The 14,793-nt window shown below is 68.1% G+C and carries 11 protein-coding genes and 1 pseudogene; 5 read left to right on the top strand and 7 right to left on the bottom strand.

The features are described 5' to 3' along the window. Nucleotides 1-385: 385 nt before the first annotated feature. The 4 genes and pseudogenes from ABTZ99_RS11840 to ABTZ99_RS11855 all read left to right on the top strand — a co-directional run bounded on the left by ABTZ99_RS11840 (nucleotide 386) and on the right by ABTZ99_RS11855 (nucleotide 4,464). Nucleotides 386-628, top strand: a complete 243-nt coding sequence (locus ABTZ99_RS11840; RefSeq protein WP_499610702.1) for a hypothetical protein — start codon at nucleotides 386-388, stop codon at nucleotides 626-628. Between the two features lie 47 nt (nucleotides 629-675). After that, nucleotides 676-1,017 (top strand): annotated as a pseudogene (locus ABTZ99_RS11845) (transposase); the annotation flags it as partial. Nucleotides 1,018-1,291: 274 nt separating this feature from the next. Beyond that, on the top strand, nucleotides 1,292-1,720 hold the full coding sequence (locus ABTZ99_RS11850; RefSeq protein ID WP_499610705.1) for a hypothetical protein: 429 nt from the start codon (nucleotides 1,292-1,294) through the stop codon (nucleotides 1,718-1,720). A gap of 164 nt (nucleotides 1,721-1,884) precedes the next feature. Further along, complete coding sequence (locus ABTZ99_RS11855) at nucleotides 1,885-4,464, top strand: M48 family metalloprotease (RefSeq protein WP_499610708.1); 2,580 nt, start codon at nucleotides 1,885-1,887, stop codon at nucleotides 4,462-4,464. Nucleotides 4,465-4,694: 230 nt separating this feature from the next. Here ABTZ99_RS11855 and ABTZ99_RS11860 read toward each other — a convergent pair whose 3' ends face one another. From ABTZ99_RS11860 to ABTZ99_RS11870, 3 genes are all read right to left on the bottom strand, one after another. Then, entirely contained in the window at nucleotides 4,695-4,949 is a 255-nt protein-coding gene (locus tag ABTZ99_RS11860; protein ID WP_499610806.1) for an integrase core domain-containing protein, read from the bottom strand. Further along, nucleotides 4,895-5,119, bottom strand: coding sequence for a hypothetical protein (locus ABTZ99_RS11865; RefSeq protein ID WP_499610820.1), 225 nt, complete (start codon nucleotides 5,117-5,119; stop codon nucleotides 4,895-4,897). Before ABTZ99_RS11865 ends, ABTZ99_RS11860 begins: the two co-directional genes overlap by 55 nt. A gap of 873 nt (nucleotides 5,120-5,992) precedes the next feature. Then, nucleotides 5,993-7,249: an IS701 family transposase gene (locus tag ABTZ99_RS11870; RefSeq protein ID WP_499610809.1), complete on the bottom strand. Its 1,257-nt coding sequence runs from the start codon at nucleotides 7,247-7,249 to the stop codon at nucleotides 5,993-5,995. 281 nt (nucleotides 7,250-7,530) lie between these two features. Between ABTZ99_RS11870 and ABTZ99_RS11875 the strand changes: the two genes are divergently transcribed. Further along, nucleotides 7,531-11,580, top strand: a complete 4,050-nt coding sequence (locus ABTZ99_RS11875; protein ID WP_499610710.1) for an nSTAND1 domain-containing NTPase — start codon at nucleotides 7,531-7,533, stop codon at nucleotides 11,578-11,580. A gap of 47 nt (nucleotides 11,581-11,627) precedes the next feature. Here the strand turns inward: ABTZ99_RS11875 and ABTZ99_RS11880 are convergent, their stop codons facing one another. The 4 genes from ABTZ99_RS11880 to ABTZ99_RS11895 form a co-directional block, all read right to left on the bottom strand. Then, nucleotides 11,628-11,921, bottom strand: coding sequence for an integrase core domain-containing protein (locus tag ABTZ99_RS11880; RefSeq protein ID WP_499610712.1), 294 nt, complete (start codon nucleotides 11,919-11,921; stop codon nucleotides 11,628-11,630). Further along, complete coding sequence (locus ABTZ99_RS11885; RefSeq protein ID WP_499610714.1) at nucleotides 11,918-12,562, bottom strand: transposase; 645 nt, start codon at nucleotides 12,560-12,562, stop codon at nucleotides 11,918-11,920. Before ABTZ99_RS11885 ends, ABTZ99_RS11880 begins: the two co-directional genes overlap by 4 nt. Before the next feature lie 566 nt (nucleotides 12,563-13,128). Beyond that, a complete protein-coding gene (locus ABTZ99_RS11890) occupies nucleotides 13,129-14,199 on the bottom strand; it encodes an integrase core domain-containing protein (protein ID WP_499610717.1) in 1,071 nt (356 codons plus the stop codon). 78 nt (nucleotides 14,200-14,277) lie between these two features. Further along, nucleotides 14,278-14,754 (bottom strand): transposase family protein, encoded by a 477-nt coding sequence (locus ABTZ99_RS11895; protein ID WP_499610719.1) that lies wholly within the window; start codon nucleotides 14,752-14,754, stop codon nucleotides 14,278-14,280. Nucleotides 14,755-14,793 lie beyond the last annotated feature (39 nt).

The raw sequence follows: 14,793 nt of genomic DNA on the forward strand, positions 1-14,793 counted from the left end.
GGGCCGGGTCTCGGCGGCCACTGCCGGGTTGAATGCGACCACCGGCACCTCAATTGTTCACATGTGTGATCGGCAGCCGTCGATTCTGTTCACAAGTATGACTGCCCGCATCTACCCCACAGCTGGTCGATGACCGACTTCACGACCCTCTACCTGCGCGTTCGATCGTATTCGACACTTACCCGAAACCGGCCGTCGAAGCCGTTATTGACCGGCCACTTCCAGGGCATCTAAAATTCGGCGGAAGCGATTTCCCGCAACGGTGTGAGGAAGCGCCTCGCATACGTGGTATTGACTGTCGCGTGCCGGTGGATTTTGCGCCAGCGGGTTGAATAGTCACCCCTGCCAGTTCCCGCGTCCGGGTAAGTCAGAAGCGGAGTAGTCGATGAATGTTCAACTTTATACCACGCGCGACGCACGGCCGCGCCGCGCGCGATGGCGCGCGGGCCTGGCAGCAGCAGCGGGCGTCACGGCGTTGGCCGCCACGCTGGTCGCCTGGCCGATCACGACCGCTTCGGCGGCGGTCGGCGCGGGCACGTACACGGTGAAGAACGTGTGGGACTCTGTTGCTCAATTGGATATGCGCTGGTCATCGATGGTTTCGCATCGTGATCGGCGCGATGGATGATGATCCACTGCGGCAGGCGTCCGTCCTGTTCGTGGAAGGGGCAGGTGATGTCGGTCCAGCCGCGTGCGTGGTCAGAGGTGCCCGAGCAGACCGCGGTGGTGGTCGCAGCGGCGTTCCCGAAGGGGACGTTGCCGATGCGGGTCCGGGACGAATTACCGGAGCTGTTCGCCGACGAGGAGTTCGTGTCGGCGTTCGGGGTGAGGGGCCGGCCGGGGATCTCGCCGGGGTAGTTGGCTCTGGTCACGGTGTTGCAGGTCGCTGAAGGGCTGACCGATCGGCAGGCGGCGGACGCGGTGCGGGCCCGGATCGACTGGAAGTACGCGCTCGGGCTGGAGTTGAGCGATCCGGGGTTCGACCACACAGTGCTGACCGGGTTCCGGCAACGGCTGATCGAGCACGGGCTCGAGGAGAATCGGGCATGGTCTCGGCGCCGAGCGCCATGCGTGCCGGACTGGAATGTCGCGACCATCCCGCGGGGTCCGTTCCGCCTCGTGCGGGCGGACGGCCGCGGTGGTCCGGACCGTGCTGAACTCCCCCGTGCCGAACCTGACTTCGACTACGATGGGGAGTCCGGATCACCCAGGCCGCTGTCGCGCGAACTGATCGGATGGTCGGATGACGGAGATGGCTCCTCCTGACAACGTCGGCTCGTCAGCGAGACCGATGACCATCGCCGCCCTCGCCCGGCACGTCGTGGGGAAGATCGAACCGGCGCAGCTCGACTACCTGGATCTCGTGACCGCGGACCGGGAAGGTCGTGGCACGGCACCGGGTTCCCGGAACTGGACCGGGGGCACCGTCGGCTCCGGGGTGCAGCCATGGGTGCTGGCCGACCTCGTGTACCCGTTGCTGGCCGGGACGTTCGCGCAGGTGCTCGGCGCGACCGCGTTCGCCCGTCTCCAGCGCAGGCGGTGGTGGCGGCGCAAGCGTGAGGTCCCGCCGTCGGCGCGGATCTTCCTGACCCCCGAGCAGGTCGAACGGGCACGGACCGCCTGCGTCGAGCACGGCATGACGCTGGGTCTGTCGGAGGCGGAGGCGACCATGCTGGCCGACGCCGTGCACGGCGCATTACAGAGGACCGGCGACGAGTGAACACCCCCGCCGCGGGTGTGCCGGCACGGGCTGCCGCACCGCCCCGCTTGTGGTGGGTCTACGTCCTGGTGGGTACCGCGTTGGCCGTTATCGGGGCGGGTGCCGGCCAGGTCCTGTCCATCACCCTCGACCTCGGTGACGTCGCACCCTCGCACGCTTGCCTGGTGCGCAACGGGATCTCGGTGTACGGCGGCGACCCGGTGACGCTCGACCAGGCCGCGTACGGGTCGTGCATGGGGGACTACTCGCGTGTGCAAGCCCTCGCCGCCCTCGCGGGTGCGGTCGCACTGCCGGTGACCGCGTGGCTGCTCATGCTGGTGGGCGGCATCGGCACGCGGTGGCGGTTGCGACCGGGCCGGATCGCCGGGGCGCCTGCGGCCTCGCAGCGGCTGGCCGATCGGTTCGCCGTGCTGTGCGACAGCCAAGGGCTGACCGGGCGGAACCGACCACGCCTCGTGCCCGCGCCACCGGGGACCGGTGTGACGCAGGCGTTCACCACGGGCCTGCCCGGAACGCGCCCGTGGGTGGTGGTCCCGCTGGCCTACGCCTACACCGACCCGGCCGCGTTCGACGCGGTGGCGGTCCACGAGCTGGGCCACGTCCGGTCGCGCGACGTGCTGTGGGCTTCGGCCGTGTGGTGGGCGGGGTGGCTGGCGGTACCCGCCCTGCTGCTGGCCCTGCTCCCGTTGGCCGGCATACCCGCGGTGGTGTGGGAGCTCTATGGAGGGGCGCTGGTCGCAGCGGTGGTCGTGGCGCTGGTGATGTTCGTGCTGCGTGCAGGGCTGCTGCGCCGTCGCGAACTGGCCGCGGACCGCCACGTGCTGGAGGTGACGGCCGACCCGACCGCGTTGACCGCCCTGATCCGGCCTTCGGGGAAACGCAGGGCGGGCGTGTTCGCCACCCATCCCACAGCCGCCGACCGGCTCGCCCTCGACCCGGACGCGCGCGAGCGGGAAGGTGGATTCGTCTTCACCGCCGCGGTCGGCGTCGTGGCCATGGCGGCCTACCATGTCGTTTTCACCGCCTCGACCAGCCTGCAGTGGACCATCGACACCGATACGACCACCTGGGCCCCGGTCGTGGCGGCCCTGCTGTGGGCGTCGGTGGTGGTGCCGGCGTGGACCGGACGGGCGATGTCCGGGCCGTCCGGGTGGACCGGTCCGCTGGCCGGCGCCGTGGTGGGGCTGGTCGTCGGTTACTTTCTCCAACCACCCGGCGTGATCACCACCATCGTCGCCCTCTCCGGACGTGGCCTGCTGCTGTCGGTGCCCGGCCTGGTGGTCATCGCGTTCGCGGTCGCCCTGCTGACCTCGGGGATGGCCACCCGTCTTGCCAGGCACAACCGCCCGCGCCTGGGCGGGTTCGGCGCGGTGCTCGCCGTGACGGCCGCCCTCGCGGCGGCCTGGGGCACGATCACCTCGGCCGCGGTGATCCACGTCGCGATCGGGGGTGTCGAGTCGATCCGGTGGTTGCTTGTCGTCAACGGCCACCACGGGATCTGGCGCTACGCGGCGGCCTTGGCGCTCGTCGGGCTGGCGCTCGTCGTCCCGCGCTCCCACCTGCGAGGCCCCGTCCCGGCGGTGATCGGGATGGCCGCCGTGACCGGTGGCACGGCCTCGGCGTTGTCGTGGTACTTCCGCTCGGGCGGTGATCTTTCCGATCCCCGGCACGGCTTCCTGACCTACCAGGCCTGGTGGGTCTGCGCACTCGCCGGGTTGGTCACCGCCGTGGTCGTGGCCGTGGTCAACGGCGGCGCGCTGTCCGCCGCGCCCACATCAGTCCTGTGTGGACTACTCGCGGCGGCGTCGGCCGGTGCCGTCCAGTACGCGGTGCTGCGGTTCGGCTACGGCGTCCGCTCGGACCTCTTCCGGGGCACACTGCAACAACCGGGCTGGCTGCTGTTGCTGGCACTGATCGGCACCACACCGCTGACCGCGCTGCTCGCGGCCGCGGTGCGACGCCCGCAACCACGACGTGGGGCGGTCCGCTGGGCCACGGGCACGGCAGGTCTCACCGCGCTGCTGGCCCTGCTGCTCGTGGCGGGCGGCCTGACGAGCGTCACGGTGGCCGAGCGCGACCTCTCAGACCTCGCCACCCCGTCCGCGGCTGCGAAGACCCCTCCGGTCGCCCCCGCGGACACCCCGCGCCCCCTGGACCAGGACGCCGCCACCGCAGCCCTGGCCGACGTGCCCGCCGTGCTGCCGCCCGGCGCGCAGAACGTGCCCACCCTCCCGGACAGCTCGTCGACCCGCACTCCCGCCACCTGCGATGAAGCCGTCAAACGGGCGACGGTGAACGAGAAGGCCCTGCCTCGGACAGCGGAGGTCGAGCAGCGGTTCACCTTCCCGATGGGTGACATCCCGAACGGCGCTGGGATCAGGGTGGCCGTCACCTCGTACTCGGCTGCGTACCCCGGCTTCGCCGACCTCGACGCCGAGAACCAGGCATGCGCCAACTTCCGACAACCCAGCACGGAGGGCAACGGCTACCTGGACTGCTACATCACCCCACGACCCGCGTCCGACTTCCCCCTGGCACGAAAGCGGACCCTCACCGCACTGGGACAGGTGAAGGGAACAGCCCTCGTCGTCACCATCCACCACTACGCGGCGATCTTCGGCTCCACCCGCGTCGACGTCGCCGTCGATTGGTTCTACCTCGCCGCAGCCCCACCGCAAGCGGTCCTCGACGAAACCGACCGGCTCGTGACGAGCGCGATGAACGTCATCGCCGTGAAGCTGTGAGCCGGATACCGGGCAACCGGTCCCTGAGTGGTCGTGGCCGCGTGAGGCGGCCCCCGCAGCGCCTCCCGCGCTCGATCACGAGCAGGACGTGCCGACGCTGCCCGGCGGGCTGATCCGCTGGGCGGACCCGCCGAGCGAGGGGCGAGTAGATCATCTTCGACCAGTGGCAGGTGCCGTTGGTGCCGGTACAGCGCTGGATGTTGTGCCGCTCGAAAAGTCATCGCTGCCGGTCAGGCGGCATTCTTGTAATCGTTGATGAGGCCGCCGAGGATGCGGGTGCGGAGCGGTCTGTGGGTGTCGAGGTCGTGTACCGCGGCAGGGTGCTGTAGGGCTTCGGGTGGTAGTTGGTCGCGGGCTTGGTGGGGTCGGTGCCGGTTGTAGTGGTCTTCGTAGGTCTTGAGGACGTGTCGTGCGTGGGCTTCGCCGGTGATCAGGATGTGGTCCAGGAGCGTCGATCTACCAGCCCGGCCAGTGCGGCGAACCAGAACCGGTCCGCGGGTTCGTAGCGGACCGGACCCGCCAGTTGCCGACGGAGGACCGCGTTCTCGTGCCGCAGCACGAGCAGCTCGGCGCCCTTCGCCGCCTCGCCGCGTAGCAGCACCGACGGGACCGACAACAGCTTCCGGGCGACCTCGTACAGCAAAAACAGGATCACCCAGACATGCTCCAACACCGTGACAGCCTCGCTCTACCAGCGACGATGACTTTTCGAGCGGCACAGGGTCGATGCGGCGTCCTGGAGGATCCGCCAGATGGTGGACGCGGCGATTCTGATGCCGAGAACGAGGAGTTCACCGTGGATGCGGCGGTAGCCCCAGGCAGGGTTCTCGTGCGCCAGACGCAGCACCAGGAGGCGGATGGAGCGGACGGTTCGTGGTCTGCGGGGCCGCTTGGGGCGGGATCTGGCTGCGTGGCGGCGTGCGATGAGGTCCCGGTGCCACCGCAGCACCGTCTCCGGACGGACCAGTAGCCGGAGTCGGTGAAGCGTGGCGGCCGGGAGTCGGTGCAGCAGTGCCGCGAGGAACACCCGGTCGCCGGGGGAGAACCGCGGACGGGCCCTGCCCAGTTGGCGTTCCAGGATCGTGATTTGGTGCCCCCCGTGCCATGCGCTTGATCAACGCCACGACGGTGTCGTCGATCCGAGGTCGGCCGCGATTGAGATAGGTCCACTTCCTCGCGACCAGGCGCCGGTGCCATCGCAGGATGGTTCCCGGTGTCACCAACCGGTGCTCGCGCGGCCAATGGGGGAGTCGGCGAACCAGCGCGGCGAGCACAGCTCGATCGGCCATTCCAACTGCGGGCGGGGGTTGGTCCGGCGTAGCAGGGCGACTTCGTGCCGCAGTACGAGCAGTTCGGCGTCCTTGGCCGCGGACGGCCCGCTGAGCGGGACTAGTAGGACTTCGTTAGGTGCTGTTGAGCTGGGGTTTTGTCGGGCTGCTTGTGGTCTGGACGGGTTGTCGGCAGGTGTGACAGTGGCCGGTCCAGACCGCGAGTAAGTGTTGGAGGTGGCGCAGGACGGCGTAGAGCGTCAGCCCTGCGCAGGGGCTTTTGGGGTGCGGCGCAGCTGCGTGCAGACGGCCTGGGCGACGGAGGCGAGGGTGACGTGGCGGTGCCAGCCGAGCCAGGAGCGGCCTTCGAAGTGGTCCAGGCCGAGGGCGTCTTTGAGTTCGCGGTAGTCGTGTTCGATGCGCCAGCGGATCTTGGCGATCTTGACCAGGTCGCGCAGGCGGATGTCGGGCGGGAGGGTGGACAGCCAGTAGTCGGTGGGCTCGGCGGCGCCGGTGGGCCATTCCGCGAGCAGCCAGCACTCCGGGAGACTGCCGTCGGGGTTGCGCGGGATGTGGCGGTTGGCCGGGCGGACCCGCAGTGCGAGGAACCGTGACCGCATCCGTCCGGTGGGATTGGTCGGGCTCTTGTGGGAGCCGTGGCGCCAGACGACGAATTTCCCCGCCGACCGGCCCGCGGTCATGGACAGGGTCTTCAGGTCGACGGGCGGGTCGGGGTAGCGGGGTTCGGGTCGGCGGCCGGTCCCGCCGTAGGCGGCTGTGACCGGCACCGCCGTGGCGGGGTGGGCGGTGGCGATCGGGTTGACCGCCACGACGTAGGTCAGGCCGCGGTCGGTGAGTCCTTGGCGGAAGCCGGAGGCGTCGCCGTAGCCGGCGTCGGCGACCACGGGTCGCGCGGGCAGGCCCCACTCGATGAGTTCGTCGATCATGTCCAGCGCCAGGCGCCACTTCTCCCGGTGCCGTTGGTCGTCCGGGATCGCGCACCGTTGCCGCCTGCGCCGGGTTTCGGCGGCCTGGTCCGGGTCGGTGTGCTTGCGGTCGTCCCAGGACTCGGGCAGGAACAGCCGCCAGTCCAGCGCCGCCGACGCCCAGTCCGTCACCGCGTGCACGCTGACCCCGACCTGGCAGTTCGCGGTCTTGCCCAACGCCCCGCAGTACATCCGCGCCACCCCGGGCGAGGAGTTCCCGTCCTTGGGAAACGCGGTGTCGTCGACCGCGAACGCGTCCGGATCGACGAAGTCCCGCGCCCACACAGCCAACCGCCGACGCACCTCGACGTGATCCCACGTCGAGGTCGTGACGAACTGCTGCAACTGCTGGTGATCCACCCCGAGACGCTCACCCATCGGCTGCATGGACTTGCGCTTGCCGTCCAACAACAGGCCACGCAGGTACAACTCGCCCTTGGCTCGCTGGTCACGCCGGGCGAAGCCGCCGAACATGCCTGCGGCGAAGTCCTCGATCACCGGGCGAACCAGCGCCATCTCCTCCGGCCTCACCGCCATAGAAGATCACACCACCGACACACCCCACACCCGACCTAACGAAGTCCTACTAGCCAGTTGCCGAGGCGGGTGAAGATCAGGTACGGCAGTCGTGATGCCATATTTCACGATCATGCTCTGGGGGCCGGCGTGCACGATCGTCGCAGCTCAGCATTCCAGTGCAGAGTTCTGACACCCCACAGGGTTTCATTCCGACCATCGTCCCGGCTGCAGCGGTCGGGTACGCATCGACCGATTCGATGCACGATGAGTGATCGATTGGGTACGTTGCGGTCATGTCGGTGCTGCTCAATCAGGCCGTGGTCCGGGTTCGGAGCGCGGACGGCGGCGTGGTTGGTGCCGGGTTCCTGGTGGCGTCGGACCTCGTGGTCACTTGTGCGCACGTTGTGGGCTCCGCTCAAACCGCAGTGCGGTTGGAGTTCCCGCTGGTACCCGGTATTCCGGGTGGGTTAGCGCGGGTGGTCGAGTGGCGGCCGGAACTCGACGTCGCGCTGGTGCGATTGCCTGCGCCTGTCCCGGGAACCGCGCCGGCTCCTGTCATCAATCTGGGGGACGGCTGGCATCGGCCGGTCCGGGTGTTCGGCTTCCCCAGGGACAACGACGACGGAGTGTGGCTGACCGCGCGGTTGCTCGGGCCGACGGGCGCCGGCTGGGTGCAGGTGGAGGTGGACGCCGGCGGTCAACGGGTGCGGCAGGGCTTCAGCGGTGCGCCGGTGTGGGACGACGATGCCGGCGGGATCGTAGGCATGGCGGTTGCGGCTCAGCCTCGCGCCACCACCGCCTATTGCCTGCCGCCGTCGACGTTCTTGGACGGCGTGTCCGCCCTGGTGCCGTCGCCGTACCGAGGGCTGCGTCCTTTCGACGTGGGCGACGCGGCTGTGTTCCACGGGCGGAAGGAGGAGACGGAACGGCTGGTCGAGGCGGTGGCGCGCAGATCCCTGGTGGCGGTGACCGGTCCGTCAGGGGTCGGTAAGTCGTCGCTGGTGCGCGCCGGCCTGTTGCCGCGGATGACCGGCCCGGTCGCGATCCTGCGGCCCGAGGAGGACGTAGGTGTGGCGGACCTGCTCGCCGCCGCGCTCCTGCCGATGCTCGCGCCGGGTCTCGACCGCGCCGAGCGGCTGGCCCGTGAACGTCGGCTCGCGGCGCTGCTGGAGCCCGGACGGATACGCGCAGTGGCCGATGACGTGCTGCTGTTCGTGGACCAGTTCGAGGAGTTGGCCGAACTTGATCCGGACCGGGCGGTCGAGCTGCTGCGGTGGGTCCGGGATGCGCGCACGGTGGTGACGCTGCGGCCCGCGTCGCTGGACCGGCTGCTCGCCTCGGAGGCCGGTCGTGCGCTGGCCGACGGTCTGTTCGTGCTGGCGCCGATGACCTCCGAACAGCTGCGTGAGGCCATCACCGCCGCGCCGGGCGCCTGGCATGAGCCGGGCTTGGTCGACCTCGTGCTGCGGGACGCGGGCGGTGAGCCCGGCGCGCTGCCGCTGGCGCAGTTCACCCTCGACCTGATGTGGGCGCGTCACCATGGCGTGTTGACCGTCGACGGGTACCGGGAGATCGGCGGCATCGCCGGCGCGCTGTCCCGCTACGCCGACGGAGTGTGGTCCGACGAGTTCGCCGATGACGATGCGGTGCGACGGTTGCTGGTCCAACTGGCCAGACCCGACGTAGACGGCAGGTTCGTCCGCCGGTCGGTGCGCGTCCGCGACCTCGATCCCGCGTTGGCCGGGGTCGCCGGCCGTCTGGCCCGGACACGCCTGGTCGTGACCGGCCACACGCTCGGCGGCGAACCTGTCGTCGACCTCGCTCACCAGGCGCTGATCGATCACTGGGACCGGCTGCGGGAGTGGCTGGCCGACGCGCGAGACCTGCGAACATGGCAAGAACACCTGGACACCAGGATCGCGCGATGGCGGGCGACGGAACGCGACCGCGGATCCCTGCTCGGCGGCGCCGAACTGGCTCAGGCCGACAAGTGGGACACCGCCGAACTGACTGCGGAGCAGCGCGAGTACCTGGCCGCGAGTCGAACCCACCGCCGACGCTCGGTGCGGCGGTTGCAGACCACGGTCGCCGTGCTCACCGTGCTGCTACTGGTCGTGGCGGTGCTGACGGGACTGGCCCAACGTCGCGGCGACGAGTTGGCCAGGCAGGCCGCGCAGGCCATCGCACGGGTGCTCGCGGCCGAGTCGATCAGCAGGCAGCACAACGCGCCTACCGACGCGCTGCAGCTCGCGCTGGCCGCCTACCGTGCGGATCCCGAGGGCGAAGAGGCCCGAGCGGCCCTGCTGAAGCAGTATCCCGGGCTGGCACAGGCAGACCGGGTGTTCGCCGACCTGGCCGACGAGAACCTGCAGGGTTTGGATCTGAGCGCCGACGGCGACACCGTGCTGATATCCGACGGGAACGACATGACGGTCGTAACCGGCCTGGCCCACGACGAACCTCGACTCTGGGCCCCAACCGACGCCCCGGCGGACGCCACCTTCTCACTGAGCCCGGACGGCCGCTGGCTGGTCGCCGACGACGGAACCCGCTTGTTGCTGTGGGATCTGCGGCAGCGGGCAACGCCAGCCGTGCTGCGCACCGGGCCAGCCAGCAACGGACAGTCGCTGTCGTTCGACGCCGAAAGCAGCCGACTTGTCTGGGTCGGTACGGGACGAATCGAGCTCTGGGATCTGGGAACACGCCAACAGATACCGCACCGCCTTGATCCGACGAACGTGACGGCCGCGTGGCTGCACGGTGACGAGGTGCTGTTGCGCAGGTCCGCGCCGAGTGACGCGAACTCAACAATCACCGATGATGCGGACGTGGTGATCTCGGTACACAACCCGACTACCGGTACGGAACGCGCTGTCCTGCCCGCAGGAAGTGTTGTCGCCCGCCTGGGTGCCTACTACTATACATGCAACAACGCCTCCGACACGCCGAACGTCTACCAGCTTTCGGTGTTCGACACCATGAACAACGCGCTTCAGCGCACGATCCGGATGCAGAGCTGCGACCAAGTCAGACTCGAAGCGGGGAGAAGTTTCGTGGTCGAGCGCCCCTTCAGCGCCGAACCTCCGGACTTCACCAGACTCAAGATTACCGACGTCACCACCGGCAAGTCGCACACATTCGTCACACCTGCGCTTCCCCGGCCAGTGCTCCGGGAGGACCGGGCGACGCGCATGCGCTTGATAGGTACCTTCAGTGACGTATCAGGAAAGCTTGGTGTCATTGCCGCCTTCGGCCGATCTCTGGTCCGCTACAACAATCCGCCGTCCGCATTGCCGCCGCCCGCAGCACCGTGGAGTACCGTCACTGCGATCCATGACACGCTGATCGCACGGATCGACGGCAACGACGCCGCCGTGATCGACAACACGACCGGCAAGGAAGTATCCCGTGTGCAAGCCTCGGCTCTGCCCGACGGGCACACCTTGTATGCGGTCGGATTCATCGGCGATTGGCTCGAGGTGACGAGCCTCCGACGTGATGTACGGACCGTGTCGCTGTTCTCCTACCCCGAACTGGTACTCCGTCATCGATTCGATCTTCCCACTGCCGACCTCGGTTCGACCCCAAACCCTCAATACGCATCGAAGCCCTCCACGGCCACCGTCGAAGGCAACCGACTGCTCACCTCATACCTGGGCAAGGTCACCACCTGGGATATCGAAAGCGGAGTGATGATCGGCGAACCGCTGGACCTCGCAGAAATCCAAGCGGATCGCGAATGGCTGGCAGGCTACAACGTGACTCGGGTCCGCCCAGGGCATCCCGACGAGATCGCGGTCGCGCACCGCGACGGAACCTTGCGACTATGGGACCTTCGTACAAGAAAGCCTCGCGTCGAGATCAGCGCCAACCTCCGCCACGGCGACACACTTGAAGTTTCATTTCAGCCTGAGTTCTCACCGGACGGTACCCAACTAGCCGCGATGACAAGAGTTGGTCGCATCGACGTATGGAACGCCGACACCGGACATCATACCCAGAGTATCCCGGCCAACGAAGTAAGCAACATCCGGGGCTTCACCGCTAACGGACTACTGGTGGGCGTGGATACCGAGTACGGGTCGTCGACCGGTCACGTCAACTTCTGGCGCCAGCCTGAAGGTCGCAAAATCGCAGATCTGACGGTCGAGGGATTTAGGCTGAAAGTCTACCTGTCCGGTGACTCTTCGCTCATTGTCTTCGACGAGGTGAGCGTCACCACTGTCGCCCTGGACGATGCCGTGTGGTTCTCCCACCTGTGCCGGGTGGCCGCGCGCGATTTCCGCCAAGAAGAGCTTGCACTGCTTCCCCGTGGTACCGACACGAACGCACCGTGTTCCTAGTGGCGCGCCCCGAGGCCCTGTATCGCTCGAAAAGTCATCGCTGCTGGTCAGGCGGCATTTTTGTAATCGTTGATGAGGCCGCCGAGGATGCGGGTGCGGAGCGGTCTGTGGGTGTCGAGGTTGTGTACTGCGGTGAGGTGCTGCTGGGCTTCGGGTGGTAATTGGTCGCGGGCTTGGTGGGGTCGGTGTCGGTCGTAGTGGTCTTCGTAGGTCTTGAGGACTCGTCGTGCGTGGGCTTCGCCGGTGATGAGGATGTGGTCGAGGAGTTCGCGTCGGATGGTGCCGATGACCCGTTCGCGGTGGGCGTTCATTCGGGGCGCCTGGGGTGCGCTCTTGATCACGTGCAGGTCGTCGGCCTGGAAGACGGTGTCGAACGTCTGGCTGTACTTGCCGTCGCGGTCACGTAGGGGAAGCGCAGGGACTCCGTCCGATGTCCGAGGTCGGCCGCGATGATGCCCTGGGCCTGGGAGGTGAGGAACTGTCGCCAGGTTGGGCCGCAACGGCGTGGTGCCGGGTCGATGCCCGCGTCGTGCAGGATCCGCCAGACCGTCGAGTAGGCGACGCGGTGGCCGAGTCGGGCCAGTTCACTCTGGATCCGCCGATAACGCCACCGCGGGTTCTCCCCGGCGAGCCGCAGCACGAGCGTCATTACCGCCGCTCGGGTTGGTGGGCGTCCGGTGCGTCGACGAGCGGAGTAGTCCCACCTGCGGGCCACGAGTCTGCGGTGCCAGGCGAGCAGGGTGCCCGGGGTGACTGGAAAGATCTCCGACCAACGTCGACGATCCACCAAGCCGGATAGGGCGGCGAACCAGAGCCAGTCTGCGGGCTCGTAGCGGACTGGACTCGCGAGTTGCCGACGGAGTACGGCGTTCTCGTGGCGCAGCACGAGCAGTTCGGCATCCTTCGCCGCTTGGCTGCGCAGCAGCACCGCCGGAACGGACAGCAACCTCCGGGTCGTCTTGTACAGCAGGGACACGATCATTCGGCCATGCTCCCAAAGACGACGGTGCCCACGCTCTACCAGCGGCGATGACTTTTCGAGCGGCACAGGCCGCATCCAAGTGGTCCGAGCACACGGTTCGCCATGATGTCGATCATGAGGCAAAGCCGCTGTGATCTCCACCAGTCCTGATCACGCAACGTCACCGCTCCACAGAACTTGAGCCAGAGCCAGTTCTGACCTACGTAGCCACGGAATCGACTCGCGGACAGCTTGATCCGCGTCCATCTGGGCGAACCTGAGGTCCAGTTCCCGCTGAGAAGAGCTGTCGGTCGGATCGCGGCTCGCTCGGCCACGGCCTGGTGACGCGCTGTCCGACGTGGTGGGCGTATGAAGCTGGCCTCGGCGGGGTAAGCGACGACGAACTGCCCGAGCTCGCTGCCGACCCGTGGACGGTGGTGATGACGACCAACTTCCACAAGTCGCCCGCGAGGTCGAGGTGTGTCATAGCGGCCAGCGGCTACTCCCGCAAACTCTGGCCAGCCAACTAAGACGGGCAATGTGAGCGTGTGGGGTGCCAATAGTCGGCCACAGGGCCTGACCTGTGGTTAGGCTGCTGTCGGTTCGTACTCGTTGATCAGGCCGCCGAGGACCGGTCGGCGGCGTAGCGAGATGTGGCCCGGTTCTGGGATCGGCTGGTCCGGTCGTGGTGGCAAGAGTTGCAGTGCTCTGTGGGGTCTGCGGTGGTTGTAGTGGGCCGCGTAGCGGTTCAGCACGGCCCGCAGGTGGTGCTCGTTGATGATGAGCAGGCGGTCGGTGACTTCTCGCCTGACGGTTCCGATGAACCTTTCGGCGTAGCAGTTGGCTCGTGGACACCGTGGTGGGCTCTTCACGACCTGGATGCCGGCGCCGGAGAAGGCCGCGTCGAACGATGTGGTGAACTGGCTGGCCCGGTCGCGGATGAGGAACCGGAAGTCGTCGGCCCGGTCACCCAGGTTCATGAGCAGGTTGCGGGCCTGTTGGGTCGTCCAGGGTCCATCGGGGGTGGTGGTGGCGCCGAGGATGTGGACGTAGCGGGTGGCGACCTCGATCACGAAGAACACGTAGACCCGCTTGAGGGTGACCGCGCAGTCGACGTGGAAGAAGTCGCAGGCCACCAGGCTCGCGGCCTGAGCGTGCAGGAACCGCCGCCAGGAGGTGCCGCTGTCGCGCTGGGGCGCGGGCGGTATGCATAGGCGCTTGAGCACACGGCGCACGGTTGAGGCGGCTACCCGATGGCCGAGCTTGTGCAGCTCGCCCTGGATCCTGCGGTAGCCCCACCCGGCGTTCTCCCGGGCCATCCGCTCGATCAACGCCACCACGGCATCGTCCATCGGTGGTCGGCCGGTGCGGTTCGGGTAGGTCCACTTCTGTGCAACCAGTCGCCGATGCCACCGCAGGACGGTGCCCGGCGTCACCAACCGGTGTTGCCGTAACCAGGTGGGTAGGCGTCGCACCAACGCGGCGAGCACCGCACGATCGGCCCAGTCCAACCGCGGGCGAGGGTTGGCCCGGCGCAGCACGGCGACTTCGTGCCGCAGCACCAGCAACTCCACTTCCTTGGCCGCCGATGACCTACCCAGCAGAACCATCCAGTCGACGACCCGAACGAAGATCAGGTAAAGCAGTCGTAGCGCCACGCCTCACGATCATGCTCCTGCAGCACGTCATGCGCGATCGCCGCAGCTAAGCACCCCCCCGTGCAGAGGCGCGGCACCTCACAGGATCCGGACGCCGCTGAGAACGACTTGGATGCCCGCGTCGGCGAGGACGGCGTCGAACAGCGCCGGGAACTTCCCGTCCCGGTCGCGGATCAGGAACCGCGCGCGTCGGCCCTCGGCTTCGAGGTCCATGGCGAGGTTCCTGGCGGCTTGGGTGACCCAGGAGGCGGTCGGGTGAGCTGTGGCGCCGAGGACGCGGATCCGGCGGCTGGCGTGCTCGATCACCGTGAGCACGTACAGACGGGCGCCGCTCAAGGTGGAGGTCTCGAAGAAGTCGCAGGCCAGAAGTGCGGCGGCCTGCGAGCGGAGGAAGGCCGACCAGGTCGTCGTAGTGCGCTCGGGTGCCGGGTCGATCCCTGCGTCCTTGAGGATCTGCCAGACGGTGGAGGCGGCGACCTTGATGCCGAGTACGAGCAGTTCTCCGTGGATTCGGTGGTAACCCCAGGTGGGGTTCTCCCGCGCCAGGCGCAGCACCAGGAGTCGGATCGAGCGGATGGTCCGTGGTCGGCCTGT

It is taken from the genome of Actinosynnema sp. NPDC002837 (assembly GCF_040295345.1).
Taxonomy (GTDB): Bacteria; Actinomycetota; Actinomycetes; order Mycobacteriales; family Pseudonocardiaceae; genus Actinosynnema.

Bases quoted from the DNA above. Each gene is read 5' to 3' on its own strand.
- ABTZ99_RS11840 (WP_499610702.1), top strand. From the start codon at position 386: ATGAATGTTCAACTTTATACCACGCGCGACGCACGGCCGCGCCGCGCG.
- ABTZ99_RS11850 (WP_499610705.1), top strand. From the start codon at position 1,292: ATGACCATCGCCGCCCTCGCCCGGCACGTCGTGGGGAAGATCGAACCG.
- ABTZ99_RS11875 (WP_499610710.1), top strand. From the start codon at position 7,531: ATGTCGGTGCTGCTCAATCAGGCCGTGGTCCGGGTTCGGAGCGCGGAC.
- ABTZ99_RS11885 (WP_499610714.1), bottom strand. From the start codon at position 12,562: ATGATCGTGTCCCTGCTGTACAAGACGACCCGGAGGTTGCTGTCCGTT.